The organism is Kribbella sp. NPDC055071 (assembly GCF_053608045.1).
On record NZ_JBSGUS010000005.1, the window covers coordinates 231745 to 257464 of the forward strand.

Sequence of the window (25720 nt, forward strand, 5' to 3'; positions counted from 1 at the left end):
GACCGACGCATCCACGCCGCAGCGCATGCATCGGCTGCACCGGAACGCAGGTGAAGCCGTCTCCTCGACCGTAAGAGTGGCGAGTCCCTTCGACCGACGCCAAAGTCGCGCCTGGGTGCGGGACTCGAGAAGAGGGGAGACGCCGATGTCACTGGTGGCCATGGCTGCAGCGACGTCCCTAGGGCTGTCCCTGATCGGACTGCTGATCGCCGGCTTGCTGGCCTGGATCGGCTTGACCCTCTCCCGCCGCAAAGCCGCGGACAGTTCCGCGGCGGCCGCGTCCGCGCAGCTCGAGGCCGCTCACGTGGCCGCCGGCGCCAAGTCCGCGGCCGAGCTCGTCCGGCGGCAAGCCGAGGAATCGGCCGCCGTCCTGCAGGTTCGGGCCGAGGCAGCCGAACAGCGCGCCGAGGAGATCCGCCGGGCCGCGGAGGATCGAGCCTCGGAGGTACGGCGCGAAGCCGAGCAGCGAGCCTCCGACGTACGGCGCGAAGTCGAGGCCGAGGCGCAGTCGATCCGCGACGATCTGCGGGAGCAGCGGCTCGAGATGGAACGGCGTGAGCATCGCCTGACCGAGCGTGAGGAACGGCTGGACGAGCAGCACCGCTCGATCGAGGAACGCCACACCGAGCTCACCACCCAGATCGGCGAGCTGGAGCAGCGCAAACAGGAGATCAAGGACCTCGAGGACGAGCGGAGAAGGATCCTCGAAGGCGTCGCGAACCTGACCACCGAGCAGGCCAAGGCCGAGCTGGTCGCCTCGATCGAGACCGAGGCCAAGCGGCACGCCCACACGATCGTCCGCGAGATCGAGCGGCAGGCCCAGGACGAGGGCGAGATCAAGGCCCGCAAGATCATCACCGGCGCGGTCCAGCGGCTGGCGTCGGAGCAGACCAGCGAGTCGGTCGTCTCGGTCGTCCACCTGCCGAGCGACGACATGAAGGGCCGGATCATCGGCCGCGAGGGCCGCAACATCCGGTCGTTCGAGCAGACCACCGGCGTCAATCTGATCATCGACGACACTCCGGAAGCGGTGCTGTTGTCCTGCTTCGATCCGGTCCGGCGGGAGACGGCGCGACTCACCCTGGATTCGCTCGTCCTGGACGGCCGGATCCATCCGAGCCGGATCGAGGAGATCTACGAACGCAGCAAGGCCGAGGTGGCCGAGCTGTGTCAACGCGCCGCCGAGGACGCGATGGCGGAGGTCGGGATCACCGACCTGCACCCCGAGCTGATCCGGACCATGGGCCTGTTGCGCTACCGGACGTCGTACGGGCAGAACGTGTTGAAGCACCTGATCGAGTCGGCGCACATCGCCGCGATGATGGCGGCCGAGCTCGGGCTGGATCCCAAGCTGTGCAAGCGCGGCGCGTTTCTGCACGATATCGGGAAGGCGCTCACGCACGAGTCCGAGGGCAGCCACGCGATCGTGGGGGCCGAGCTGGCCCGCAAGTACGGCGAGAACTTCGACGTCGTGCATTGCATCGAGGCGCACCACAACGAGGTCGAGGTGCGTACGGTCGAGGCGGTGCTGACACAGGCCGCGGATGCCGTGAGTGGTGGTCGGCCGGGCGCGCGGCGCGAGTCGCTGGAGGCCTACGTACAACGGCTCGAGCGGCTCGAGGAGATCGCGATGCACCACGACGGCGTGGAGAAGGTGTTCGCGATGCAGGCCGGGCGAGAGATCCGGGTGATGGTGCTGCCGGACGCGGTCGACGACATCGCCGCGCAGGTGATGGCGCGCGACATCGCCAAGCAGGTCGAGGAAGAGCTGACCTACCCAGGGCAGATCCGCGTGACCGTCGTGCGCGAGTCGCGGGCTACTGAGGTGGCGAAGTAGCGTACTTCGCCCGCCACGGCGGCGGATCGAACGGAGCACCGTAGATGCGGGTCTCCCGCGCGATCCGCCCGTCGCGGAACTCGACGACGTTCGCGACGTAGTAGACGTCACCGCCGTAGTCCGACCGCCCCATGACGACGAAGTGATCGCCCGCGCCGGTGATGCGCAGGATCTGGATGTCCGGCGGCGACGGGTACTCCCGCTGCATTTCCCGCATCACGTCCCGCCCGACGATGCGCTCACCCGACTGCGGCATCTCCAGTACGTAGTCGTCGGCACGCAGTTCGTGCTCAGCCTCGGCCGACAATGCCAACTGGCCGTCGGCCGGCCACAACCGCTGCAGTAGTTCACGATTCCGGTCCATGATTTACAGTCGCGCCAAGTCTTCAACCAGCCTTAAAGTCGCCGGATGGAGATCAGACCTGCCACCGCCGCCGATGTCGACCGGTTGATCGCCTCGTTCGCCGAACACCCCGGATCCCAGCATCACGTCCGTGGTCGTTGGGACACCCAACGCAACGGCGACGGCCTCTACCTGATCGCCGATCGCGACGGCGAGATCGTCGGCCAGACGATGGTCCTGCGCGCGTCGAAGTACGCCGAGGTCCGCGCCGCCGACGACCCGGCCGAGATCAACGGTCTGCATGCCTACGTCCAGAACCAAGGCGTCGGTACGGCGCTCATCCGCGCCTGCGAGCGGGTTGCCACCGACTGGAACCGCGCAGCCATCGGCCTAGGCGTCGGCCACGACAACCCCGAAGCCCGCCGACTCTACGAACGCCTCGGCTACCAACTCTGGTCCGGTCCAGCCGTCACCGACACCTGGACCGAACAAGACGCCGCCGGCACCGTCGTACGCACCCATAACGACCTCTGCGACTACCTCGTCAAGGCGCTCTAGCGGTCCTCGCGCAGGTGGCTCGGGGTGACATCGATGGTTTGGTTGGCCACCCGCTCGGGCGGGGTGGTGTTGTACTGGTGTTCGACCTCCGGCTTGATGACGCTGATCTCCTCGCGGCGGCGCGGGTTGGCCAAACGGTACGAAAGCCAGATCCCGGCCGCGCCGGCCAGCATGATGATGATCCCGAGGGCGGTCAGGTTCAGCGTGTCGGACGTATCCCGGACAGCGAAGGCGATGACCGCCCCCAGCGCCATCAGCGCGATTCCGGCCCCGATCCGCATACCTGCTCCTCTCCGAACTACTCGCAGTAGCTGATTTCACCCCCTGTGCCCAGAGTGAGCCGGCTGTATGCGCTCAGCGGAAAGCAGGATGGCCGGTCAGAGCCTGGCCGATGACGAGCTGATGCACCTCGGAGGTGCCCTCGTAGGTGAGGACGGACTCGAGGTTGTTGGCGTGCCGCATGATCGGGTACTCGCCGCTGATGCCGTTCGCGGCCAGGATCGTCCGGCATTCGCGCGCGATCGCGATCGCCTCGCGGACGTTGTTCAGCTTGCCGACCGAGACCTGCTCAGGGCGGATGGTGCCCTTCTCCTTGAGCCGGCCGAGGTGGACGGCAAGCAGGATGCCCTTGTTCAGCTCGACGGCCATGTCTGCGAGCTTCGCCTGCGTCAGCTGGTACGCAGCCAACGGCTTGTCGAACACGAGCCGCTCACCGGCGTACGAGATCGCCGTCTCCAGACAGTCCCGCGCCGCGCCCATTGCGCCGAAGATGATGCCGAACCGCGCCTCGTTCAGACACCCCAGCGGCCCCGACAAACCCTGTGCCTCAGGCAGCAGAGCCGATCCCGGCAACCGCACGTCCTCGAACACCAACTCCGACGTCACCGAAGCCCGCAACGACATCTTCTGCTTGATCTCGGGCGCCGAGAACCCAGGAGCAGACGTCGGTACGACGAAGCCGCGCACCCCCTCGTCCGTGCGCGCCCAGACCACGGCCACGTCGGCCACCGAGCCGTTCGTGATCCACATCTTCGAGCCGTTCAGCACCCAGTCGTCACCGTCGCGGCGAGCGTTGGTGCGCATGCCGCCCGGGTTCGAACCGAAGTCGGGCTCGGTCAGCCCGAAACAGCCGATCGCCTCGCCGGCCGACATCCGGGGGAGCCACTCGTTCTTCTGCTCGTCGCTGCCGTACTTCCAGATCGCGTACATCGCCAGCGACCCCTGCACCGAGACCAGCGACCGCATCCCCGAGTCGGCCGCCTCGATCTCCAGACACGCCATCCCGTAGGCGACCGGACCGACGCCGGCACACCCGTACCCGGTGAGGTGCATCCCGAGGAACCCGAGCGCCCCCAGCTCCTTGGCCAACTCGCGGGCCGGAATCGTCGCCGTCTCGAACCACTCCGGCAGCGACGGCCGCAACCGTTCGTCCGCGAACCGCCGCGCGGCCGTCCGGATGTCGACCTCCTCTTCGGTCAGCAGCGAGTCGACATCCACGAGGTCCAGCGAAACGGTCATAGGGCAACTAGATCATTTCGAGTACCAAGGCCACCACCAGCGCCGCTTGCGCGGGTGGCGGACGACGATGCTGCCGTGGCGAGCCTCTCCGGTGACGTGCAGCCGGACTCCACCAGGACGAGGGGCGACAGCCTTGTTCTTCGCCTGGCTGTGGATCATGTCGACCTGATCGATGTCGACGCTCCAGCCCTCGGGGATGATCATCACCACCGAGCTGTGCTTGGCGTGCGCGTCGATGTGGATCTGCTGCCACTGCACAACCGCATCGGTGAAGTCGAGCTTGACCGACGAGTGTTCGGCGATCGCCGTCAGCTTCTCCGGGACCGTCCAGGCGCCCTCACGCTTCTGTGCGCTGTGCTTCGCCCGGAGCGTCAGCTCCTGCGAGCTGCCGCCGCCGTGCGCGATCGGGACCAGATCGGCCGTCACATTTCGCAGCTCGAGCTGCGTCTTCGCGGTGTAGATCTGGCTCAGGCGCTCGTCCAACTCCTCGAAGTCCAACCGGCCGTCGCCGTGCGCTTCCTGCACCACAGCGGCGGCCCGCTCGCGGTCGTGGTCAGATGCCCGGCGCTCCGGCGGCTGCTGCTCCAGACTCATGCGCCAACGGTAGCCCTGCGACAGGTCCCAGCAGAACCGACACGGGACCGCACCCAGCGGCCGGCCCGGGCACAGCCGCGGCACACCGGGTTGCGTCGTACCGGAGTCGTCGTTCCGGGATACTGATTGGCCGGGGGTGATGATGGAGCCGACGACTGGATTTATCCGCGCCGTGGTGGGGGACGTTGCCTTCATCTTCGGCAAGGGGATGGTGAACGGGTTCTTCCTGGCTCGTCGCAAGGACAGGTCGGGGGAGCCGCAGCTCAACGTCCTGGTTCGCTCACACGGTCAGTACATCCCGTTGTCTGTCCCCACCGGCACAGTCCCAGCGGTCGACCGGCTGCTTGGTCTCGACGAGGTGCGTCCGGCGCCACTGCTGACTGTGGAGTTCACTCCGGGCGATACCGGCGCCGAGGCGCATCTGACTGCCCACAACCCGGTGCTGGTCACGATCACCGATGTGAGCCACGAGTACGACGCACTCGTGCTGACCACCTCTCTGGGCGGTGCGGCGTACGCACAACTGCCTCCCGGCTACTACCACGTCTCCGCTGTGGTCATCGACGAGTTCGACGACCTCCTGCTTGCGTACGGCACTCAGCACAACCTGCATGTGGACAAGGGCGACGACCTCATCGTCTCGCTGCCGATCCGGACCGCGGGAGTGACGGAGATCGCAGCTGCGCTCGAGGCTGGGTCGCAGCCCGTCCTCGTGGGTCCGGAGGGGGACGTCGTACCGCTGCTCGATCTGGTCCGGATCGGGCGGGCGCCGGACTCTGACCTGATTCTGGAGAGTCCTGAGGTGAGCCGGCACCACGCGGAGCTGCTGCGGATCGATGCGGACAGCTACGAGGTGCGGGATCTCGGATCGACCAACGGGACCCACGTGAACGGCGTACAGGTCGAGACGGCGATGGTCCGGGACGGGGACGAGATCCGGCTCGGGACCCTCGCCCTGCGGCTTTACATTGCGTGAAGGCACCAGATCGTCACAAGCGGTGCACACCTGGAACAATGGCGCCGTGAATCCGCGCACCGTCGTCATCCTCGGCTCGACCGGCTCGGTCGGTACTCAGGCCCTCGAGCTGATCGGGCGCAATCGGGACCGGTTCCACGTGCTCGCGCTGAGTGCCGGCGGCGACAACGTCGGGCTGCTCGCCGAGCAGGCGCTGGAGTTCGCGGTCGAGGTGGTGGCGGTGGCGAAGGCCACGGCGGCTCAGGACCTGCAGTTGGCGTTCTATGCCGAGGCGCAGCGGAAGGGCTATGCGCAGGGCGAGTTCAAGATCCCGAAGATCATCACCGGACCGGATGCGTCCAGCGAGGTCGCGGCGATGCCGTGTGACGTGGTTCTCAACGGCATCACCGGTTCGGTCGGTCTGCGGCCGACGCTCGCGGCCCTGGATGCGGGGAACACGCTTGCCCTCGCGAACAAGGAGTCGCTGGTCATCGGCGGCCCGATCGTCACCCGCCGGACGAAGCCCGGGCAGATCGTGCCGGTCGACTCCGAGCACAGCGCGATCGCCCAGTGTCTGCGGGGCGGATCGGCCGACGAGGTACGCAAGCTGGTGCTGACCGCGAGCGGGGGACCGTTCCTCGGCCGGCCCCGGAGCGAGCTCGCCGACGTCACGATCGAGCAGGCGCTCGCGCACCCCAACTTCGCGATGGGGCCGGTGGTCACGATCAACTCCGCGACCCTGGTCAACAAAGGACTCGAGCTGATCGAGGCGCACCTGCTGTTCGGGATCCCGATGGACCGGATCGAGGCCGTCGTCCACCCGCAGCAGGCGATCCACTCGATGGTCGAGTTCACCGACGGAGCCACCATCGCCCAGGTCGGCGTACCGACGATGACGGTGCCGATCGCGCTCGGACTCGGCTGGCCCGACCGGATACCGGACGCGTCGCCGCCGTGGAGCTGGGCCGAGGCGAGTACGTGGCAGTTCCTGCCGCTCGACGACGAGGCGTTCCCGTCCGTGCAGCTCGCGCGCGAGGCCGGGAGCCGGGGCGGGACCGCTCCGGCGGTGCTCAACGCCGCGAACGAGGTCTGTGTGCAGGCGTTCCGGGAGGGCCGGCTGCCGTTCCTCGGGATCGTCGACACCGTGGCCCGGGTGGTGACCGAACACGACGTACCCTCGTATGAGGAACTGTCCGTCGACGACGTACTCGCGGCGGACAGCTGGGCTCGCGCGCGGGCCCGCGAACTGACCGCGACCGACCAGCGCCAGGAGACCACGAAGGCATGACCGCGCTTCTCACCGTCCTCGGGATCGTTCTCTTCGTGGCCGGCATCCTCATCTCGGTCGCGCTGCACGAGCTCGGCCACATGCTGCCCGCCAAAGCCTTCGGGATGAAGGTCACCCAGTTCTTCGTCGGCTTCGGCCGTACCGTCTGGTCCACCAAGCGCGGCGAGACCGAGTACGGCTTCAAGGCGATCCCGGCCGGTGGTTTCGTCCGGATCATCGGGATGATGCCGCCCGCGAAGGGACAGGACCCGACGAAGGTTCGCAAGGCCAACACCGGGCCGATCCAGTCGATGGTCGAGAACGCGCGCAGCGCCGAGTTCGAGACGATCGCGCCCGAGGACGACGGCCGGCTCTTCTTCCAGAAGGTGTGGTGGAAGAAGCTGATCGTGATGGCCTCCGGCCCGCTGGTCAACGTCGTGATCGCGTTCGTGCTCTTCGGCGGTCTGTTCATGCTGTACGGCGCCAACGTCGCGCAGACGACCGTGGCGACCGTGACCGACTGTGTGATTCCTGCCTCACAGGCGACGACGGATCGCAAGTGCGTGGACACCGACAAGGTCTCACCGGCCAAGGAGGCCGGGTTCCAGGTCGGCGACAAGATCGTCTCGTTCAACGGCACGTCGATCAGCAGCTGGGACCAGCTCACGCCGCTGATCCGGGCCAACACCGACAAGCCCGCCACGATCGTTGTCGAGCGCAACGGTGAGCAGCAGACCCTGCAGACCCACACGATCGTGAACCAGGTCCAGGACGAGGCCGGGTCGGACAAGTTCGTCTCGGTCGGCTTCCTCGGGGTGTCGCCGCAGATGAAGGTCGAGCGGCAGAACTTCGGGTTCGTCGTCGACAAGATGGGCGAGCTGACGGTCGCGACGGTGAAGGCCATCGGCAACTTCCCGCAGAAGCTGGTCGGCGTGGCCAAGTCGATCGGCGGCGGTACTCGCGACGAGGACAGCCCGATGAGCGTGGTCGGCGCCAGCCGGGTCGCCGGCGAGATCGCCTCGAACCAGTCGCTCACCGGCGGCGAGCGGGTCGCGTTCCTGGTCTCGCTGCTCGCCTCGCTGAACCTCTTCCTTGCCCTGTTCAACTTCATCCCGCTGCTGCCACTGGACGGCGGGCACATGATCGGCGCGATCTGGGAAGGGATCCGGCGCGGCCTGGCCAAGCTGTTCGGCCGGCCCGATCCCGGGTACGTCGACGTCGCCAAGCTGCTCCCGATCGCGTACGTCGCGGCCAGTGTGATCGTGGTGATGGGCGTCCTGCTCGTCATCGCCGACATCGTCAACCCCATCAAGCTCTTCAACGGCTGACCCTCACCAACGGTTAAGGACTCATGAGCATCAACCTGGGCATGCCCGCGCTGCCTCCGCCGACCCTCGCCCCGCGCCGCAAGACCCGCCAGATCAAGGTGGGCAAGGTGCTGGTGGGTGGGGACGCGCCGGTCTCGGTGCAGTCGATGACGACCACGAAGACGCACGAGGTCAACACGACGCTGCAGCAGATCGCGGAGCTGACGGCGGCCGGCTGCGACATCGTCCGGGTCGCCTGCCCGCGGCAGGAGGACGCGGACGCGCTGCCCGAGATCGCGAGGCACTCGCAGATCCCGGTGATCGCGGACATCCACTTCCAGCCGAGCTACGTCTTCGCCGCGATCGAGGCGGGGTGTGCGGCGGTCCGGGTGAACCCGGGCAACATCCGCAAGTTCGACGACCAGGTCAAGGAGATCGCGCAGGCCGCGAAGGATCACGGGACGTCGCTGCGGATCGGGGTGAACGCGGGCTCGCTGGATCCGCGGCTGCTGCAGAAGTACGGCAAGGCGACGCCGGAGGCGCTGGCCGAGTCGGCCGTCTGGGAGGCGTCGCTGTTCGAGGAGCACGACTTCCACGACTTCAAGATCTCGGTGAAGCACAACGACCCGGTCGTGATGGTCCGTGCGTACGAGATCCTGGCCGAGCAGGGTGACTGGCCGCTGCACCTCGGCGTGACCGAGGCCGGACCCGCCTTCCAGGGCACCATCAAGTCGTCGGTCGCGTTCGGCGCGCTGCTGTCCAAGGGCATCGGGGACACCATCCGGGTCTCGCTGTCCGCGCCGCCGGTCGAGGAGGTCAAGGTCGGCCTGCAGATCCTGCAGTCGCTGAACCTGCGCGAACGCAAGCTCGAGATCGTCTCCTGCCCGTCCTGCGGCCGCGCCCAGGTCGACGTCTACACGCTGGCCGACCAGGTCTCCGCCGGCCTTGAAGGCATGGAGGTCCCGCTCCGCGTCGCGGTCATGGGCTGCGTCGTCAACGGCCCCGGCGAGGCCCGCGAGGCCGACCTCGGAGTGGCCTCCGGCAACGGCAAGGGCCAGATCTTCGTCAAGGGCGAGGTCATCAAAACCGTCCCGGAATCAGCCATCGTAGAAACCCTCATCGAAGAAGCCATGCGCATCGCCGAATCCATGGAGTCAACCGGCGAGTCCGGCGAACCCACCATCAGCGTCGGCTGACCAACCGGATCCGGTATATGGCGAGCGGCGACGTACAGAGCTGGGAGCACGCGAGCGACCAGGAACGACGTGAGCCAGCTGGTGGACAGGGCACGACGCGCATCCACTGAGGTGGACGGACGTGTGCCACTCATGAAGTCGGTCGAGGGGTCTCCTGGCACGCTTGAGTGTCGGCACACATCGCCCGGGGCTGGTGGTTCTTGAGTGGCGGGGGTCCGGTCGCCGGATAATCTTTGCGGGTGACTGAGTATCTGGTGGTGAGTGCTGTTCGGGGCGAGGCTCGGTATGTGCCGGACGGGCTGCCGGTGGTGATCACCGGGGTAGGGAAGACTGCGGCGGCGGTGGCAGTTGCCCGGGCGCTGGCTGGTCGGGACACGACTGATCTGACGGTGCTGAACATCGGGACCACCGGGGCGTTGCGGGATGGCCTGGCTGGGGTGTTTCTGCCGAGCAGTGTGATCAATCACGATCTGAATGTGGATGCGATCCGGGCGATCGGGTTGGATCCGCAGGACGAGTTGGCGATCGAGGGTGGGGACGGGACGGTGCTCGCGTCGGGAGACGTGTTCGTGGCCGATCCCGACGTACGGGCGCGGTTGGCCGAGCGGGCGCAGCTCGTCGACATGGAGGCGTACGGCGTGGTCTACGCCTGCCGCGAGTACGGCGTACCCGTGCGGGTCGTGAAGCACGTCTCGGACTCCGCCGACCAGGCCGCGCTCGACTGGCCGAGCCTCGTCGACACCAGCGCCAAGGCGTTGGGGGAGTGGGTCACCAAGTACGTCGCCTGACCCGTACGCTGGGCTTGACCTTGACCCTGGGGGCAAGGTTTAGGTTCGGGTGAAGGAGGCGGGATGCGGATCAGCGATCTGGCGGCCGAGGCCGGTGTGACGGTCAAGGCGGTGCGGTACTACGAGGCGCAGGGCTTGCTGAAGCCACGCCGGGAGTCGAACGGATACCGCGCGTACGACGCCGGCGACGTCGACGTCGTCCGCGAGGTGAAGGCGCTGCTGAGCCTCGGGCTGACCGCGGAGCAGACGTATCCGTTCATCGAGTGTCTGCGGGCCGGCAACGAACGGGCGGATGTCTGCCCGGCGTCGCTGACGGCCTACCGGACCCGGATCGCGGACGTGGATCGGCGGATCGCCGAGCTCACCGACCTGCGGGCCCGGCTGACCGACCTCCTGACCGATGCCGAGACCTGGAGGACAAGACATGACTGAACTGCAGAGCGTCGACGAGACCACGTTCGACGAGCTGGTGCTGCGGTCGGACAAGCCCGTGCTGGTGGACTTCTGGGCCGAGTGGTGCCCGCCGTGCCACCAGATCGCCCCGGTGCTCGCCCAGATCGGTGCCGAGCGCAACGATCAGCTGACGGTCGTGAAACTCAACGCCGACGAGAACCCGACGATCGCCGCGCGCTACCGGGTGATGGCGATGCCGACGCTGATCCTCTTCCACCACGGCGAGATGATTTGGGCCGTCGTCGGAGCCCGGCCCAAGGCCAGGCTCCTCAAGGAACTCGACGACGCCCTACTCGCCGCCGTCTGACGCGGGGCGAGCCCGCCGGCATTCGGCCGGCGGGCTCATCCGATCGCCGACTGCTGGTGGAAGACGATCAGCCACTCGCCGCTCTCGTCGTTCCACACACTCGTCGCGTACGACGGAAGCTCGACCTCGTTACCGTTGACCAGCGCCACCACGTCGACCCGGTAGCTCACGATCGCCGTGTGCTCGTCGACCTGGATCACCCGCTCCTCGGAGCGATCGGTCGTCACGTACGGGTTGTGGTTCGCCTGGATCCCCGGGACGATCGCGGCCTTGTCCATCACGCCGTACTTGCTCACCACCACGGCGTCCTCGCGCAGCCGCTGCGCATAGAAGTCCCCGTTCCCCTTCCGGTTGGCCTCCCACATCCGCTCCTCGAGCCCCTGCAACTCCTCCACCACTGACACCTCAGCCCCTCCCTACGACTGGTCACCGCCCTGCGCCGAACATAGCCCCCACCCCTGCCACCAACCTGTCAGGTGGTTGACGATTAGGTATCTAGGATGCTAGCAATATAGCCATGGTGGGTGATGGTGACAAGAAGGTGCAGTTCAACGTGTATCTGCCGGCTGGGTTGGTGCGGCGGGTGAAGCACAAGGCGATCGACGAGGCGGCGAGTTTGTCGGCGCTGGTCGAGCAGGCCCTGACCGAGTATCTGGACAAGCATGGGGAGGCCCGCGGATGAGTGTGGTGATTCGGCCGTTGCGGTTCACGGCGGATGTGGAGGCGATGCGCGCGTTCCTGGAGACGCTCGGACTGCGGTCGCGGATCGAGTCCGAGCGCGGCGGCTGGGTGGAGCTGTTGACCGGTCACGGCATGGTCGCGCTGCATGACGCGGCCAGTAGTTCGACGGGTGGGCAGCCTGGGCAGACCACGCTGGCCTTCGAGGCAAGCAAGCTCGACGAGCTGAAGGATCGGCTCGAGCGGGCCGGGTTCACCGATGGCACGGTCTTCGACGAGGCGTACGGCCGGGTCTTGTCGGTGACAGCGCCGAACGGCGTCGTGATCTGGATGGACGAACACACCGACGACCGCTACGGCTACACGCTGCACGACGCGAGCCCGGACCCCCGCTGGTCGGTCACGCCGTACCTGACCGGCGCGGACGAAGCGGCCTGGCGTCGTTTCCTCGACGCGATCGGAGCACCGGACGTCGTACAGTTCGGCCCGCCCGACGGCCCGTTCACGGTCCGCCTCGATCTGACCACCACCGAGGGACTCGACGAGATCCAGAGCCGCGTTCCCGGGCAGCGATCCGCCGACACCCTGGAATTCACGGATCCCGACGGTCAGCCCCTGGTCGTGCACGGATGATCCGGAGGGCTGAGCTGACAGAAATCGAGGCGGTCCGGCAGATCGGCCTGACGACGTGGCCGGTCGCGTACGCCGGTCTCGCCTCGGACGAGTTCATCGCCGACGGCCTCGCGCAGTGGTGGTCGGCGGAGGTCGTGGAGCGAAGCATCCGCACCGGCATCACGTTGGTCGCGGACGCCGGTGACGAGCTCGTCGGCATGGTCGGACTCGGTCGCGAGGGCGACAGTTGGGTGATGTGGAAGCTCTACGTGCTCCCCGATCACCAGCGCTCCGGCATCGGCAAAGCCCTGCTCGACGCCGCGATCAAGGCCCTTCCGGCCGGTACGACGGAACTCCTGCTGGACGTCCTGATCACGAACGAAGCCGCGATCGCCTTCTACCGCGCCAACGGATTCGTCGAGGCCGCCAACACGCCAGACCGCGAGCTGGGCGACGAATTGATGTGGATGGCCATTGACCTCGAGGCGGGCTGAGGTTGCAGGATGCAGGTCATGACGACGCGGCTGCGTGACGACCCGGACTTTCGGCGGTACTGGTTGGCGCGGGCGTTGTCGATCACCGGGTCGATGGTGACGGCGATCGCGTTGCCGGTGCTGGTGTATCGGCTGAGTGGGTCGACCGTGCTGACGGCGTTGGTGACGGCGCTCGAGGCCGCGCCGTACCTGGTGGCCGGATTGTTCGCCGGGGCGCTGGCCGATCGCTGGAACCGGCGCCGGACCATGGTGACCGCGGACCTGGTGAACGCGGTGCTGATCGGATCGATCCCGGTCGCGCACCTGCTCGGCGTACTGACCGTCGCGCACGTGCTCGTGATCGCGTTCACCGTGCAGGGCGTCTACACGTTCTTCGACGGCGCGAACTTCGGCGCCCTGCCGGTTCTCGTCGGCCGCGCCCGCGTCGCCCAGGCGAACTCGGCGGTCTATACGGCGTCGAGCCTGATCGAGCTTCTCGTCCCGCCCGCCACCGGCCTGCTCCTGGCGGTGCTGAGCCCGGCCAGCCTCCTGACGCTCGACGCGTTGAGTTTCGTCTCGTCCGCCCTGGCCGTCCGCGGGATCGTCCGCGCGATGTCCGAACAGCGCGACGGCCAGCCGCCGCTGCGGCCGAAGGTGATCTTCGCCGACATCGCCGAAGGGGTCCGCTATCTGGTCCGTCATCCCGGTGTCCGGACGATGACGATCGTAGGGAGCCTGCAGTCCTTCGGTGGCGGTGGGTTCATGGCCCTGATCGTGGTGTGGTGCGACCGCGTCCTGCACATCGGTACGTCGGGACTCCGGTTCGGGCTCGTGTGGGGGGTGTGGGGGATCGGTGGCCTGATCGCCGCGGTCGGCCTGCCGCGCCTGTTGAAGCGGTTCCCGCCGGCGGCGATCACGCTCTACGCGTTGCCGGTGTCCGCGCTGCTCGGCGTGCTCACACCACTCGCGCCGAACTGGGTCATGGCCGCGATCGCCTTGCTGGTCTGGGGTTCGGCGTACGTGCTGGTGATCGTCAACGCCGTGTCCTATCGCCAGCAGGTCACGCCGGAGAAGCTCCAAGGCCGAGTCAACACGGCCGGACGGATGCTGTCGTGGGGTGTGGGGTGGACGCTCGGCGCGGTCGCCGGCGGTGTCCTCGGCAAGGCGGTCGGTATCCGGTCCGGCATGGTGCTGATGGGGCTGACCATCTTCGGCGGAGTCGCGGTCGCGTGGACCTCACCCTTGCGCCGGACCGCGGCCGGTCACGACCCGGAGGCGGACCCGGCGACGGTTTGACCGCCCCTTACATGCCGAACCGATAATCATCCGCTAGGTTCTGCCCGTGGGCGTACGGGTTCTCGGTCCTCGTGACCTCGCGGCGGCGCGTGCGGTCATCGCTCGCGATCCGGTCGTGAACGTGTTCGTTGACAGCCTCGTGCAGGCCTCCGGGCTCGACCCGCGCCGCGGCGCGGAGGTCTGGGGGTACGTCGAGGACGGCGCCGTCGAGGCACTGTGCCACGCCGGCGGAAACATGGTGCCGGTCGGCGCGGATGACTCGGCGCTGCGCGCGTTCGCGGCGTACGCGCTGCGCCGTGGCCGCAACTGTTTCCAGATCCTCGGCCCGGCCCGCGAGGTCGACCAGCTGTGGACGGTCCTCGAACCGCACTGGGGTCCGGCCCGCGAGGTGCGCGACAACCAGCCGTTCATGGTGATCGAGGGCTCGCCGCTGATCGCACCGGACCCGCTGGTCCGCGAGGTGGAGCCGGTGGAGCTGCCGATCCTGTATCCGGCGTGCGTGGCGATGTACACCGAGGAGGTCGGCGTACCGCCGCAGACCGGACCGGACGGAACGTTCTACCGCTCGCGGGTGGCCGAGCTGATCCGGGCCGGGCGCGCGTTCGCGCGGATCGAGGACGGCCGCGTGGTCTTCAAGGCCGAGGTCGGTTCGGTCGGTACGGGCGTGTGCCAAATCCAGGGGGTCTGGGTCGACCCGGAGTTCCGCGGCCGCGGGTTGGCCGGATCGGGGATGGCCGCGGTCGTCGAGCTGGCCCGTCAGATCGCGCCGGTCGTGACGCTGTACGTGAATGCCTTCAACCTGCCGGCCAGAGCGGCGTACGAACGCGTCGGCTTCCGCACCATCGAAACCTTCGCCACGATCTTGTTCTAAGCTCCACCGCATGGCATCGCGAAGCACCAAAGGCCTGGCCGTGCTCTTCGGCGTGCTCGGGACCTTGCATTTCGTCAAACCCGAGCCGTTCGAGCGGATCGTGCCGAAGCTGCTGCCGCGGAAGAAAGAACTCGTCTATGCGTCCGGCGTGGCCGAATTGGCGTGTGCGGCCGGGCTGTTGCACCCGCGGACCCGCCGGGTGGCCGGGCTGGTCAGCGCCGGGCTGCTCGTCGCGGTCTTCCCGGCGAACGTGCAGATGGCGGCCGATGTGCGCGCCAAGGGCTCCCGGACCCAGCAAGCGATTGCCTATGCGCGTTTGCCGTTGCAGCTGCCGTTGATCCGCTGGGCGCTCAAGGCCGCCCGCGAGCCGCGTTGAACCCCTGTGGATAACGTGGTGAGAGCATCACCACCGGACCGATATTCTTGCTGATGTCCAGTTCCCGATTTTTGCCTGCTTGGAGACTCCCGTGATTTTGCGCATGTCGTCGCTGTTCCTTCGCACCCTTCGCGAGGATCCGGCGGACGCGGAGGTCCCGAGCCACAAACTGCTCGTCCGCGGCGGGTACATCCGCCGCGCCGCGCCCGGCATCTACACCTGGCTGCCGCTGGGCCTGAAGGTGCTGCGCAACGTCGAGAACATCGTCCGCGACGAGATGAACGCGATCGGCGCGCAGGAGCTGATCTTCCCGGCGCTGCTGCCCCGCGAGCCCTACGAGGCGACCGGCCGCTGGACCGAGTACGGGCCGAACATCTTCCGCCTCAAGGACCGCAAGGGCGCGGACATGCTGCTCGGGCCGACGCACGAGGAGATGTTCACGCTGGTCGTGAAGGAGCTCTACTCGTCGTACAAGGATTTGCCGCTGTCGATCTACCAGATCCAGAACAAGTACCGCGACGAGGCCCGCCCGCGCGCCGGTGTGCTGCGTGGGCGCGAGTTCGTGATGAAGGACTCGTACTCGTTCGACGTCGACGACGACGGTCTCGCGAAGTCCTACGAGCTGCACCGCCAGGCCTACATCAACATCTTCGACCGCCTCGGCTTCGACTACGTGATCGTGAAGGCGATGTCGGGCGCGATGGGTGGGTCGCGCTCGGAGGAGTTCCTCGCGATCGCGGCGAACGGCGAGGACACCTTCGTCCGTTCGCCGGGTGGGTACGCCGCCAACGTCGAGGCCGTCGTGGTCCCGCAGTCGGCGCCGGTCGACGCGTCCGCTGTGCCCGCGTCCGAGGTGGTCGACACTCCGGAGACGCCGACCATCGACACGCTGGTCGACGCTCTGAACGCGAAGCACCCCCGCACCGACGGGCGCGAGTGGACCGCCGCGGACACGCTGAAGAACGTGCTCGTCATGCTGGTGAACCCGGACGGCACGCGCGAGCCGCTGGCGATCGGCGTGCCGGGCGACCGGGCGATCGACGAGAAGCGGCTCGGCGCGCAGGTGGAGCCGGCCGAGGTCGTCGCGTTCGAGGAGGCCGACTTCGAGAAGCACCCGACACTGGCCAAGGGCTACATCGGCCCGGGCGTGCTCGGCTCGGAGAACGCGTCGGGCATCCGCTACCTGCTCGACCCCCGGATCGCCGAAGGGTCGGCGTGGGTGACGGGTGCGGACAAGTCCGGCTTCCACGTGATCAACCTCGTGTACGGGCGTGACTTCGGTGCCGACGGCACCATCCAGGCCGCCGAGGTGCGCGACGGTGACGAGGCGCCGGACGGTTCGGGTCCGCTGTCGAGCGCGCGCGGGATCGAGATGGGCCACATCTTCCAGCTCGGCCGCAAGTACGCCGAGGCCCTCGACCTCAAGGTGCTCGACCAGAACGGCAAGCTCGTGACGGTCACGATGGGTTCGTACGGCGTCGGTGTCACCCGTGCGGTGGCCGCGATCGCCGAGGGCAACCACGACGAGCTCGGCCTGGTCTGGCCGCGCGAGGTGGCGCCGGCCGATGTCCATCTCGTTGCCACCGGCAAGGATTCCGCGGTCTTCGAGAAGGCCGCCGAGATCGCCACGGAGCTCGAGGCGCGCGGTCTGACCGTTCTGTACGACGACCGCGAGAAGGTCTCTCCGGGGGTGAAGTTCAAGGATGCCGAACTCCTCGGTGTCCCGACCATCGCCGTGGTGGGCAAGGGCCTGGCCGACGGCACCATCGAGGTCAAGGACCGCCGCTCGGGCGACCGCACCGACGTCCCGGTCGCCGACGTCGTCGATCACCTGTTCCACACTGTCCGCGACTGATCAGTGAGGTCCCTCTCATTCAGGCATGTAAGGGTTGAATGGGAGTATGGCCTTACCTGATCATCGGGGCCGTGCCTGATGTGTCGCTGTTGACCCTGCTGTTCCTGGTGATCGCGGCGTTCGCGGCCGGCTGGATCGATGCGGTGGTGGGTGGCGGCGGGTTGCTGCAGTTGCCGGCGATGCTGCTCGGCCTGCCGAACGCGTCGCCCGCCCAGATCCTGTCGACCAACAAGATCTCGTCGTTGTTCGGGACGACGACGAGCGCGGTCACGTTCGGGGTGAAGGTTCGGCCGGACCGCAAAACCGTGCTGCCGTTGGCGATTCTGGCCGGGATGGGAGCCGCGGTCGGTGCGCTGGTGGCGACCAGGATCCCGATGACGTGGTTCAAGCCGATCGTGTTGGTGCTGCTGGTCGCAGTGGGGATCTACACCGCGTTCAAGCCGTCGCTGGGTGCGCGGACCGCGTTGCGTTTCGACGGGCGCGATCACTACGTCGCCGCGAGTGCGATCGGCGTACTGATCGGGTTCTACGACGGCGCAGTCGGGCCGGGCACCGGGTCGTTCCTGATCTTCGCGCTGGTCGGCTTGCTCGGGTACAACTTCCTGCAGGCCAGTGCCAAGGCGAAGATCGCCAACGTGGCCACGAACCTGGGCGCCATCATCATCTTCGCGCTACACGGCGCTCCACTCTGGGGCCTCGGCTTGATCATGGGCGCCGCCAACATGCTCGGCGGTCTCCTCGGCGCCCGTACGGCGGTGGCCCGCGGCAGCCGCTTCGTTCGCATCATCTTCCTGGTCGTCGTGTCGGCCCTGATTGTTCGTCTCGCGTACGACGTCTTCCACGGCTAAGGTCCGTGCATGGTGGACTATGACGGTCGGATGGGCAGTGTTTACACCTCCGGGCGCGGGATGGCCCCCGATGAGGTTCGACGGTGGACTGCGGCGCTCGCGGCGTACCTGCCGGCGGAGAGGCCGCTGCGCATCCTCGATCTCGGCAGCGGCAGCGGGCGCCTGACTCCCGGTCTGGCTGAGGAGTTCCAAGGACCCGTGTACGGCGTGGAGCCGTCGGATCGGATGCGTGGGCTGGCCGAGACGAGCGCCGCGCATCCGCGGGTGACCTACCTGAAGGGCGCGGCGGAGGAGATTCCGTTGCCTGAGGCATCGGTTGACGCCGTACTCATGTTTCTGTCGTTCCATCATTTCCCCGATCAGCTGAAGGCGCTGTCCGAGGTCAGGCGGGTGCTCGTGCCCGGGGGAGTGGCGTTCCTGCGGAGCCAGTTCGCGGACGTGATGCCGGATCTGTTCTGGTACGACTATTTCCCGTCCGCGCGCGAAGTCGACGCCGGGATGTACCTGTCCGTCGCCGATGCGGCGGACCTCGCCCGCACCGCCCGACTACTGGCGGCCGATGAACCGGTCTGGGTCAGCACAGAGCAACCGCGGACCCTGCGCGAGAGCTACGAGCGGCTGAAGCTCAGGGCGTTGTCGACGTTCGAGCACCTCCCGCCGGACGAACTCGACCCGGGCTTCGAGCAGTTCGCCGCGGACGCCGCGGCCGACCCCGACCGCCTTATGCCGGTCCACCCGGCGGCAACGCTGCTGCTCAGGCGTCCCAGCTGACGGCCCGATGAAGTGCGCCGTGAAATGCCTGGGAAATGCCGTTGCCGCAGACTCGGGCTGACCAGGACAGAGGGGGAGTCGATGAGCACCGAAGCGAACAAGGCGCTGATACGGCGGTTCATGGACGAGGGACTCGCGGGTCGTACGGAGGTCTTCGACGAGATCTGCGCGCCGGACTTCGTGAATCACGCCGCACCGGCGCGGCGGCAGGGGATCCAGGGAGTCAAGGACGTGGTCGCCTTCTCGTTGCGGCTGCAGCCCGATCAACGGTGGGTCGAGCAGCACCTGATCGCCGAGGGCGATCTGGTGGTCCTGTACGGCGTGCGCGCCGCCACCTGGAAGGGGACGGAGTTCCGGGGCATCCCGACGCCGGAGGGGCCGGTGTCGGTCGAGTTGGCGCACATGTTCCGGGTGAAGGACGGCCTGATCTCCGAGCACTGGGCCGTCCGGGACGACCTCGGCATGATGCAGCAGCTCGGCGCGCTGTCCTGAGGGTCAGGCGTCCCAGCTGACGTTGAGGGCCTGCGGTTTGCGGAAGACCAGGCCTCGGGGTGGTGGGGAGTCCGGGTTGAGGCGGAGGCCGGGGAGGCGGAGGACGGCGGCGACTGCGGTCAGGGTTTCCAGGCGGGTCAGGTGCATACCTAGACAGATGTGCGGGCCGCTGGCGAAGGCGAGATGGCGGCGGGCGTTCGGGCGTCGTACGTCGAAGTCGTCCGGCGACTCGAAGACGGCCGGATCGCGGCCGGCGCCGGCCAGGGAGACGGTGACGAGGTCGCCCCGGTGGATGGTGGCGCCGGCGAGCTCGATGTCGCGGGTGGCGTAGCGGTCGACGACGGCGGCGGCCGGTTCGAGGCGGAGGGATTCCTCGATCGCGTTGGGGAGCAGTGCGTCGTCGGCCAGGACGAGGTCGAGTTGGTCCGGGTGGGTCAGCAGGTGCCAGAGCGCGTTGGTGATCATCCCCTCGGTGGTCTCGATCCCGCCGAACATGAGTACGGCGGCGTTCGCCACCACCTCGTCCACCCCAAGTCCGGCCTGCGCGGCCGCCGCGACCAGCGAGTCCGACGAGTCGATGCCCGAGGCAACATGGTGGTGCAGCAGCCGGAACGCCGCGGCGCCCTCGGCCGTCACCTCCCGCCCGGCCGCCACTCCGGTGACCGAGTCGGAGATGGCGGTGTACCACTCCAGCACCGTCGCGGCCGAGGCCGGCGGGAGCCCGAGCGACAACGCCACCACCGCAACAGACAACGGCCCGGCCACCGTGGTCCGCAGGTCAGCCTCCGCTTGACCGGACGACGCCGGCTGGATCGCCGCCATCAGCTCGTCGACCGTCTGGCGAACAGGCTCGACGAACCGGCGACGAGTCTCGGCGAGCGTGAACGGCGACTCGAACGGATCGCGATGCGCGGCATGCGCGGCACCGTCCAAGGAGAGCATCGACGGCCCGACCACTCGAGCCGTCGAGAACCGCGGATCGTCGACGGTGAAGGTCTCCGGATCCCGCAGTACCTCCATCGCCAAGGCCCGCGACGCCACCACCCACCCGCCAAGCGCTTCCACCCACCCAATCGGCCGCAGCGCGGCCAAGGCAGGGTGAGGATCCCGCTCGAGCTCGGTCACAGTGATCACGAGCCCGAGCGTACGGACTAGAAGGCACCGACCACCTTGAAGGTGCTGTCGACGAAGATGTGGTGCGGCCAGTTCACGCCGATGTAGTGCACCTCGTACTCGCCGTTGCTCAGCTGCACCACGCGGTCGACGACACCTCCCGGATAGGCGAGCAACGCAGCCTCGGTGGCCTTGTTGGCGGCGGTTCCGCTAACGATCGTGCCCTCGCCCTCGGTGTAGTTCGCCGGGATCGCACCGACGTTCTTGGCCGCACTCGGTGCGCCCTGCTGGAACGGAACCACTCCGGCCGCCGTGGATGCCGTCGTACTCCCGCTGTCGGCCGCCTCCACGATCACCTGCGTTGCCGTGATCGTCGTCCCGCTCGCCGTTCCGAGGACGAGGACGGTCGTGCCTTTCGTGACAGCGCTCGCGGTGGTCGAGGTCGTCCCGTTGAGGTACGTCGTCGACGCCGAGGACGTGATGGTGACCTGTTGTCCGCCGGCGGTCGTCAGCGTGAAGCCCGAGCTGGACACGGTGTCGACCGTGCCGAGTGAACCTCCCGCGGCTGCGGCCGACCGGGCGTTGGATCCGCCACCAAGACCGCCACCACCCTCTGGCCCGGGCCGCTGTGCTGTCGAGGACGACGACGGCGAGGCAGCAGGCGTTGACGTGGTGGACGACGAGCAAGCGGCGGTGACGCCGAGCACAGCGGTCAGTAGACCGGCGACGGCGATCCAGCGTCGGGATCGTTGGGTTTTCACGATGAGACTCCTCTGTAGTGGGCGACAGAACCGAGCCTGCCGCGCGTTCTTGGGAGGTCTCTGCGGGTCACCTGGGAGCCAGCTGCGAGCGTGTTTTCGGGTAAGACCACTAAGCATGCTGGTATTGCTGAGACAGATTGGATCTCAGTGATTCAGCGGGGCAGCGGGTTACGAAACCGACAGGAACGCCCTCTAGGGTGTGCCCCATGTCAGAGATCCTGCTACTGCTGCCTGCCGTGGATGTGGCGGACGGACAGGCCGTTCGACTGGTGCAGGGAGAGGCCGGGAGCGAGACGTCGTACGGCGATCCGCTGGCGGCGGCGATGGCCTGGCAGGATGCCGGGGCGGACTGGATTCACCTCGTCGATCTCGACGCCGCGTTCGGCCGGGGCAGCAACCGTGAGCTGCTCGCCGAGGTGACGGGCAAGCTGGACGTCCAGGTCGAGCTGTCCGGCGGCATCCGCGACGACGACTCCCTCGCGGCCGCTCTCGCGACCGGCGCACGCCGCGTCAACATCGGGACGGCGGCGCTCGAGGACCCGGAGTGGTGCGACCGGATCATCCAGCAGTACGGCGACCGGATCGCGATCGGACTCGACGTCCGCGGCCGGACCCTGTCGGCGCGCGGCTGGACCAAGGACGGCGGCGACCTGTACGAGGTGCTCGAGCGGCTCGAAGCAGCCGGCTGCGAGCGGTACGTCGTCACCGACGTCACCAAGGACGGCATGCTGCAAGGTCCGAACCTCGACCTGTACCGCGATCTGTGCGCGCGCACCGACAAGCCGATCATCGCCTCGGGCGGCGTTTCCAGCCTGGACGACCTGAAGGCACTCGCCACGCTCGTCCAGGACGGCGTGGAAGGCGTCATCGTGGGTAAGGCCCTGTATGCCGGTGCCTTCACCCTGACCGAGGCACTCGAACTCACGCGTGGAGGCGACCAGTGAGTCTGGCCGACAAGCTCAAGGACAAGAAGGTCCTCGTCACCGGCGTGACCGGGTTCGTCGGCGAGGCCCTGCTGCACCGCATCATCGGTGACCTGCCCGGGACGACCGTGGTCGCGATCATCCGCCCCAAGGGCTCGCTGACCGGCACCGACCGGATGGCGCAGCTGCTGCGGAAGGACATCTTCAAGCCGTTCTACGGCGAGGGCACCGAGTACGCCGATGCCGACGCGCTGAGCAGCGCGCGGATCCAGGTGATCGACGGCGACATGGCCGACGTACCCGAACTGCCGACGGATCTCGACATCGTCGTGCACTGTGCCGGTGACGTCAGCTTCGACCCGCCGATCCACGAGGCGTTCACGACGAACGTGCTCGGCACCAAGAGCCTGCTCGAGCGGATCGACGAGAGCCGGCAGGGGACCGACCGCCGGATCCACTACGTGCACATCTCCACCGCCTACACCGCCGGCCGTCGCCGCGGCGCGATCCCCGAGGCACCCGTCGACCACACAGTCGACTGGCGGGTCGAATCCGAGGCCGGGATGGCGATGAAGGCCCGGATCGAGGAGCAGTCCCGCTCTGCGGCAATGCTGTCCAAGTTCCGCAAGGAGTCCGAGAAGCTGCACCGTCGCGCCGGTCACCTGACCGCGGCCGCCGACACCGAGCGCCGCCGCAACGAGTGGGTCGCGAAGAAGCTGGTGGAGACCGGCACCGAGCGCGCCCGCAGCCTCGGCTGGACCGACTGCTACACGTTCACCAAGGCGCTCGGTGAGCGCGTGGTGGAGGAGTTCTCCGGCAGGCTGCCGACCTCGATCGTCCGGCCGGCCATCATCGAGTCCGCGCTCCAGAGCCCGCACCCGGGCTGGATCGAGGGCTTCAAGATGGCCGAGCCGCTGATCCTGGCCTACGGTCGCGGCGAGCTCCCCGAGTTCCCCGCGAGTCCGGACTCGGTGATCGAGATCATCCCGGTCGACCACGTGGTCGGCGCGATCTGCGCGGTGATGGCGACCGAGCCGGAGCTGAGCAAGCCGGAGTACTACCACATCGGCTCCGGCTCCCGGAACCCGTTGACCTTCGAGCAGTTGTACGCCGGAGTCCGCGAGTACTTCTCCAAGCACCCGTTCGACCTGGGTGAGCGCGGCGCGGTCCGGCTGCCGGTCTGGAAGTTCCCCGGCGGCGACTCGGTCGAGACGATGCTCAGGTACGGCGAGAAGGCCCACAAGATCGCGGACCGGATCATCACGACCGTGCCGCGCAGCGAGCGGGTCCGCAAGTACGCCCGTGAGCTGGACGTGCAGAAGCGCCGGCTCGACTTCCTCCGCCGCTACATGGATCTGTATTCCGAGTATGCGCAGGCCGAGCTGCAGTTCATCGACGACAACGTGCTCGCGTTGCACAACGCGCTCGAGGGCGACGACAAGGAGAAGTTCGCCTGCGACACCGCGGTCGTCGACTGGCAGTACTACCTGCAGGAGTTGCACTGCCCGAGCGTCACGGAGTCGATGCGCCGCCTCGACGTCGTACGGAAGAAGCGGAACAAGGCGCTGGCCGAGTCCGCCGGTGTGCTGAAGAAGGTCGAGCCGAACCAGGATTCGGAGATCATCGCCGCGTTCGACATGGACGGCACGCTGCTGTCGTCGAACGTGATAGAGACCTACCTGTGGATGCGGCTGCCCGAGCTGGACAGTCACCAGCGGGTCGGCGAGGTCGGCCAGATGCTGCGCCGGCTGCCGAAGCTGATCTCGGCCGAACGCAAGGACCGCGGTACGTTCCTGCGCACGATCTACCGCCGGTACGAGGGCGCCGACCTTGAAGAACTGAACCGCATCGTCGACGAGATCCTCGCCGAGCACGTGCTCGAACGCCTGAGTGGCGCCGCGGTACGACGGATCCGTGAGCATCGCGCGGCCGGGCACAAGACGATCCTGATCACCGGCGCGGTCCGGCCGCTGACCCGGCCGCTCGAGCCGCTGTTCGACGAGATCATCGCCGCCGAGCTGGCGGTCGACGACCGCGGCCGCTGCACCGGCTACCTGTCCGGACCGCCGCTGGTCGGTGAGTCCCGCGCCGCGTGGATCAAGCATCGCGCCCGCGGGACGAACATCGATCTGTCCAAGTCCTACGCGTACGCCGACAGCCACTCGGACCTGCCGATGCTGGAGACGGTCGGCAATCCGGTCGCCGTCTCGCCGGACGTGTCGCTGTTCCGGGCCGCCCGGGCCGCGCGGTGGCAGATCGTCGACTGGAAGACCCCGTCCACCTCGTCCCGACTGGAGATTCCTGGGGTGAACGCTTAATGATGCTCGCGCTGGAGATGTACCGATCGCCCGCCAAGTTCCTTGCGGCGAAGGCGGTCGGTGGCCGGATCCCCGGCATCCTGACCGGACCGGCCGCGCCGTTGCGCCTCGTCACGATCAACGAGCCGAAGGCCGAGCGGGAGGGGTGGGCGCGGATCCGCCCGATCCTGTCCGGGATCTGCGGCTCCGACCTCGGCATGGTGACCGGCTCGACCAAGCTGTACTTCTCCGCGGTCGTGTCGATGCCGTTCGTCCCCGGCCACGAGGTCGTCGGCGAACTGCTCGACGACTGCGAGGACCTGCCGAAGGGCACCCGGGTGGTGATGGACAGCGTCCTGACCTGCGCGGCTCGCGGTGTCGAGCCCTGCGAGGGCTGCGCCTCCGGCCACACCAACCGATGCGACCGGATCACGGTCGGCCACGTTGCGCCGGGTCTGCAGACAGGATTCTGTCGCGACACCGGTGGCGGCTGGGGCAACGTGATGATCGCGCATCGCAGCCAGCTGTACGCCGTACCCGAGGCACTCACCAACGAGCGGGCCGTGCTGGTCGAGCCGTTGGCCGGAGCGGTGCACGCGGCGCTCCGGGCGAAGGTGGAGCCGGGCCAGTCGGTCTTGGTGAGTGGTGCAGGTGCGGTCGGCCTGTTCGCCACCCTCGCACTGCGCGAGCTGACCCAGGCCGGACGGATCACGGTTGTCGCCAAGCACCCGAAGCAGCGCGAGCTGGCGCGGGCGTTCGGTGCCAGCGACGTGGTCGCTCCGGATGAGGTGTTCCGTGGCGTCCGCCGCGCGACCGGGGCCTTCCGGCTCAAGCACGACTTCGGATCGGGCGAGTTCCTGCTCGGCGGCGTCGACGTGGCGGTCGATGCAGTCGGCAGCAAGGACTCGATCGACACCGTGCTGCGGGTCACCAAGGCTGGTGGCCGGGTGTTGCTGTCCGGGATGCCGGCCAGCGGCGCCGACCTGTCGCCGGTGTGGTTCCGCGAGCTCGAGGTGACCGGCACCTACGCCTCGGCCCGCGAGGAGCCGAACGGGCGCCCGGCGTTCGAGACCGCACTGGATCTGGCCGCCCGGGCTCCACTGGACGGCATCGTCGGTGCGACGTACCCGCTGTACCGCTGGCGCGAGGCGATCGACCACGCGCATTCGGCCGGCCGACTCGGCACGGTCAAGGTTGCTTTCGATGTGAGGGCCTCATGAGGGCGCTACAG

At 67.9% G+C, this 25720-nt stretch carries 29 protein-coding genes; 22 read left to right on the top strand and 7 right to left on the bottom strand.

Going from position 1 to position 25720, the window contains the following annotated elements:
* Window positions 1-145: 145 nt before the first annotated feature.
* A complete protein-coding gene (rny, locus tag ACWF4Z_RS11435) occupies window positions 146-1837 on the top strand; it encodes a ribonuclease Y (protein ID WP_452242888.1) in 1692 nt (563 codons plus the stop codon).
* Here the strand turns inward: rny and ACWF4Z_RS11440 are convergent.
* Window positions 1818-2201, bottom strand: coding sequence for a nuclear transport factor 2 family protein (locus tag ACWF4Z_RS11440; protein WP_452242889.1), 384 nt, complete (start codon window positions 2199-2201; stop codon window positions 1818-1820). The genes rny and ACWF4Z_RS11440 overlap by 20 nt on opposite strands.
* A gap of 45 nt (window positions 2202-2246) precedes the next feature.
* Here ACWF4Z_RS11440 and ACWF4Z_RS11445 point away from each other — a divergent pair, with 45 nt between their 5' ends.
* Window positions 2247-2738: an N-acetyltransferase family protein gene (locus tag ACWF4Z_RS11445; RefSeq protein ID WP_452242890.1), complete on the top strand. Its 492-nt coding sequence runs from the start codon at window positions 2247-2249 to the stop codon at window positions 2736-2738.
* Here ACWF4Z_RS11445 and ACWF4Z_RS11450 read toward each other — a convergent pair.
* From ACWF4Z_RS11450 to ACWF4Z_RS11460, 3 genes are all read right to left on the bottom strand, one after another.
* Window positions 2735-3019: a DUF6458 family protein gene (locus ACWF4Z_RS11450; RefSeq protein WP_452242891.1), complete on the bottom strand. Its 285-nt coding sequence runs from the start codon at window positions 3017-3019 to the stop codon at window positions 2735-2737. The genes ACWF4Z_RS11445 and ACWF4Z_RS11450 overlap by 4 nt on opposite strands.
* A 73-nt stretch (window positions 3020-3092) precedes the next feature.
* Entirely contained in the window at window positions 3093-4256 is a 1164-nt protein-coding gene (locus ACWF4Z_RS11455; protein ID WP_452242892.1) for an acyl-CoA dehydrogenase family protein, read from the bottom strand.
* Window positions 4257-4268: 12 nt separating this feature from the next.
* The gene (locus ACWF4Z_RS11460; RefSeq protein ID WP_452242893.1) at window positions 4269-4850 is read right to left on the bottom strand and encodes a DUF1707 SHOCT-like domain-containing protein; all 582 of its coding nucleotides are present in this window, start codon (window positions 4848-4850) and stop codon (window positions 4269-4271) included.
* Between the two features lie 139 nt (window positions 4851-4989).
* On the opposite strand from ACWF4Z_RS11460, the gene ACWF4Z_RS11465 reads away from it, so the two are divergent.
* From ACWF4Z_RS11465 to trxA, 7 genes are all read left to right on the top strand, one after another.
* Complete coding sequence (locus tag ACWF4Z_RS11465; protein WP_452242894.1) at window positions 4990-5826, top strand: FHA domain-containing protein; 837 nt, start codon at window positions 4990-4992, stop codon at window positions 5824-5826.
* Between the two features lie 46 nt (window positions 5827-5872).
* Window positions 5873-7093 carry a 1-deoxy-D-xylulose-5-phosphate reductoisomerase gene (dxr, locus tag ACWF4Z_RS11470; RefSeq protein ID WP_452242895.1) on the top strand — a complete coding sequence of 407 codons (1221 nt, stop codon included), beginning with the start codon at window positions 5873-5875 and terminating at the stop codon, window positions 7091-7093.
* The gene (locus tag ACWF4Z_RS11475; protein ID WP_452242896.1) at window positions 7090-8400 is read left to right on the top strand and encodes a M50 family metallopeptidase; all 1311 of its coding nucleotides are present in this window, start codon (window positions 7090-7092) and stop codon (window positions 8398-8400) included. The genes dxr and ACWF4Z_RS11475 overlap by 4 nt, the downstream gene beginning before the upstream one ends.
* Window positions 8401-8423: 23 nt before the next feature.
* Window positions 8424-9575 carry a flavodoxin-dependent (E)-4-hydroxy-3-methylbut-2-enyl-diphosphate synthase gene (ispG, locus tag ACWF4Z_RS11480; RefSeq protein WP_452242897.1) on the top strand — a complete coding sequence of 384 codons (1152 nt, stop codon included), beginning with the start codon at window positions 8424-8426 and terminating at the stop codon, window positions 9573-9575.
* Window positions 9576-9814: 239 nt separating this feature from the next.
* On the top strand, window positions 9815-10363 hold the full coding sequence (locus ACWF4Z_RS11485; protein WP_452242898.1) for a nucleosidase: 549 nt from the start codon (window positions 9815-9817) through the stop codon (window positions 10361-10363).
* Window positions 10364-10426: 63 nt separating this feature from the next.
* Window positions 10427-10795, top strand: a complete 369-nt coding sequence (locus ACWF4Z_RS11490; RefSeq protein ID WP_452242899.1) for a MerR family transcriptional regulator — start codon at window positions 10427-10429, stop codon at window positions 10793-10795.
* On the top strand, window positions 10788-11123 hold the full coding sequence (trxA, locus tag ACWF4Z_RS11495) for a thioredoxin (RefSeq protein ID WP_452242900.1): 336 nt from the start codon (window positions 10788-10790) through the stop codon (window positions 11121-11123). Before ACWF4Z_RS11490 ends, trxA begins: the two co-directional genes overlap by 8 nt.
* 35 nt (window positions 11124-11158) lie before the next feature.
* Here the strand turns inward: trxA and ACWF4Z_RS11500 are convergent, their stop codons facing one another.
* A complete protein-coding gene (locus tag ACWF4Z_RS11500; protein ID WP_452242901.1) occupies window positions 11159-11518 on the bottom strand; it encodes a nuclear transport factor 2 family protein in 360 nt (119 codons plus the stop codon).
* A gap of 122 nt (window positions 11519-11640) precedes the next feature.
* Here ACWF4Z_RS11500 and ACWF4Z_RS11505 point away from each other — a divergent pair, with 122 nt between their 5' ends.
* The 10 genes from ACWF4Z_RS11505 (at window position 11641) to ACWF4Z_RS11550 (ending at window position 19395) form a co-directional block, all read left to right on the top strand.
* Complete coding sequence (locus ACWF4Z_RS11505) at window positions 11641-11805, top strand: ribbon-helix-helix domain-containing protein (RefSeq protein WP_452242902.1); 165 nt, start codon at window positions 11641-11643, stop codon at window positions 11803-11805.
* Window positions 11802-12434, top strand: coding sequence for a VOC family protein (locus tag ACWF4Z_RS11510; protein ID WP_452242903.1), 633 nt, complete (start codon window positions 11802-11804; stop codon window positions 12432-12434). Before ACWF4Z_RS11505 ends, ACWF4Z_RS11510 begins: the two co-directional genes overlap by 4 nt.
* Entirely contained in the window at window positions 12431-12907 is a 477-nt protein-coding gene (locus ACWF4Z_RS11515) for an N-acetyltransferase family protein (protein WP_452242904.1), read from the top strand. The genes ACWF4Z_RS11510 and ACWF4Z_RS11515 overlap by 4 nt, the downstream gene beginning before the upstream one ends.
* A gap of 18 nt (window positions 12908-12925) precedes the next feature.
* Window positions 12926-14182 (top strand): MFS transporter, encoded by a 1257-nt coding sequence (locus tag ACWF4Z_RS11520; protein ID WP_452242905.1) that lies wholly within the window; start codon window positions 12926-12928, stop codon window positions 14180-14182.
* A gap of 46 nt (window positions 14183-14228) precedes the next feature.
* Window positions 14229-15053: a GNAT family N-acetyltransferase gene (locus ACWF4Z_RS11525; protein ID WP_452242906.1), complete on the top strand. Its 825-nt coding sequence runs from the start codon at window positions 14229-14231 to the stop codon at window positions 15051-15053.
* A 10-nt stretch (window positions 15054-15063) separates the two neighbouring features.
* On the top strand, window positions 15064-15429 hold the full coding sequence (locus ACWF4Z_RS11530; protein WP_452242907.1) for a DoxX family protein: 366 nt from the start codon (window positions 15064-15066) through the stop codon (window positions 15427-15429).
* 91 nt (window positions 15430-15520) lie between these two features.
* Complete coding sequence (locus ACWF4Z_RS11535) at window positions 15521-17284, top strand: proline--tRNA ligase (RefSeq protein ID WP_452242908.1); 1764 nt, start codon at window positions 15521-15523, stop codon at window positions 17282-17284.
* A gap of 38 nt (window positions 17285-17322) precedes the next feature.
* Window positions 17323-18132: a sulfite exporter TauE/SafE family protein gene (locus tag ACWF4Z_RS11540; RefSeq protein ID WP_452242909.1), complete on the top strand. Its 810-nt coding sequence runs from the start codon at window positions 17323-17325 to the stop codon at window positions 18130-18132.
* A 9-nt stretch (window positions 18133-18141) separates the two neighbouring features.
* Window positions 18142-18903, top strand: coding sequence for a methyltransferase domain-containing protein (locus tag ACWF4Z_RS11545; RefSeq protein ID WP_452242910.1), 762 nt, complete (start codon window positions 18142-18144; stop codon window positions 18901-18903).
* An 81-nt stretch (window positions 18904-18984) separates the two neighbouring features.
* Window positions 18985-19395 carry an ester cyclase gene (locus ACWF4Z_RS11550; RefSeq protein WP_452242911.1) on the top strand — a complete coding sequence of 137 codons (411 nt, stop codon included), beginning with the start codon at window positions 18985-18987 and terminating at the stop codon, window positions 19393-19395.
* 3 nt (window positions 19396-19398) lie between these two features.
* On the opposite strand, the gene ACWF4Z_RS11555 is transcribed toward ACWF4Z_RS11550, so the two are convergent.
* The gene (locus ACWF4Z_RS11555; RefSeq protein WP_452242912.1) at window positions 19399-20529 is read right to left on the bottom strand and encodes a cytochrome P450; all 1131 of its coding nucleotides are present in this window, start codon (window positions 20527-20529) and stop codon (window positions 19399-19401) included.
* Between the two features lie 17 nt (window positions 20530-20546).
* The gene (locus tag ACWF4Z_RS11560; protein WP_452242913.1) at window positions 20547-21269 is read right to left on the bottom strand and encodes a hypothetical protein; all 723 of its coding nucleotides are present in this window, start codon (window positions 21267-21269) and stop codon (window positions 20547-20549) included.
* Between the two features lie 206 nt (window positions 21270-21475).
* On the opposite strand from ACWF4Z_RS11560, the gene priA reads away from it, so the two are divergent.
* From priA to ACWF4Z_RS11575, 3 genes are read left to right on the top strand one after another with little or no spacing between them, the layout of a single operon-like run.
* A complete protein-coding gene (gene priA, locus ACWF4Z_RS11565; RefSeq protein ID WP_452242914.1) occupies window positions 21476-22213 on the top strand; it encodes a bifunctional 1-(5-phosphoribosyl)-5-((5-phosphoribosylamino)methylideneamino)imidazole-4-carboxamide isomerase/phosphoribosylanthranilate isomerase PriA in 738 nt (245 codons plus the stop codon).
* Window positions 22210-24510, top strand: a complete 2301-nt coding sequence (locus tag ACWF4Z_RS11570) for an HAD-IB family hydrolase (protein WP_452242915.1) — start codon at window positions 22210-22212, stop codon at window positions 24508-24510. Before priA ends, ACWF4Z_RS11570 begins: the two co-directional genes overlap by 4 nt.
* A complete protein-coding gene (locus tag ACWF4Z_RS11575; RefSeq protein WP_452242916.1) occupies window positions 24510-25709 on the top strand; it encodes a zinc-dependent alcohol dehydrogenase in 1200 nt (399 codons plus the stop codon). The genes ACWF4Z_RS11570 and ACWF4Z_RS11575 overlap by 1 nt, the downstream gene beginning before the upstream one ends.
* Window positions 25710-25720 lie beyond the last annotated feature (11 nt).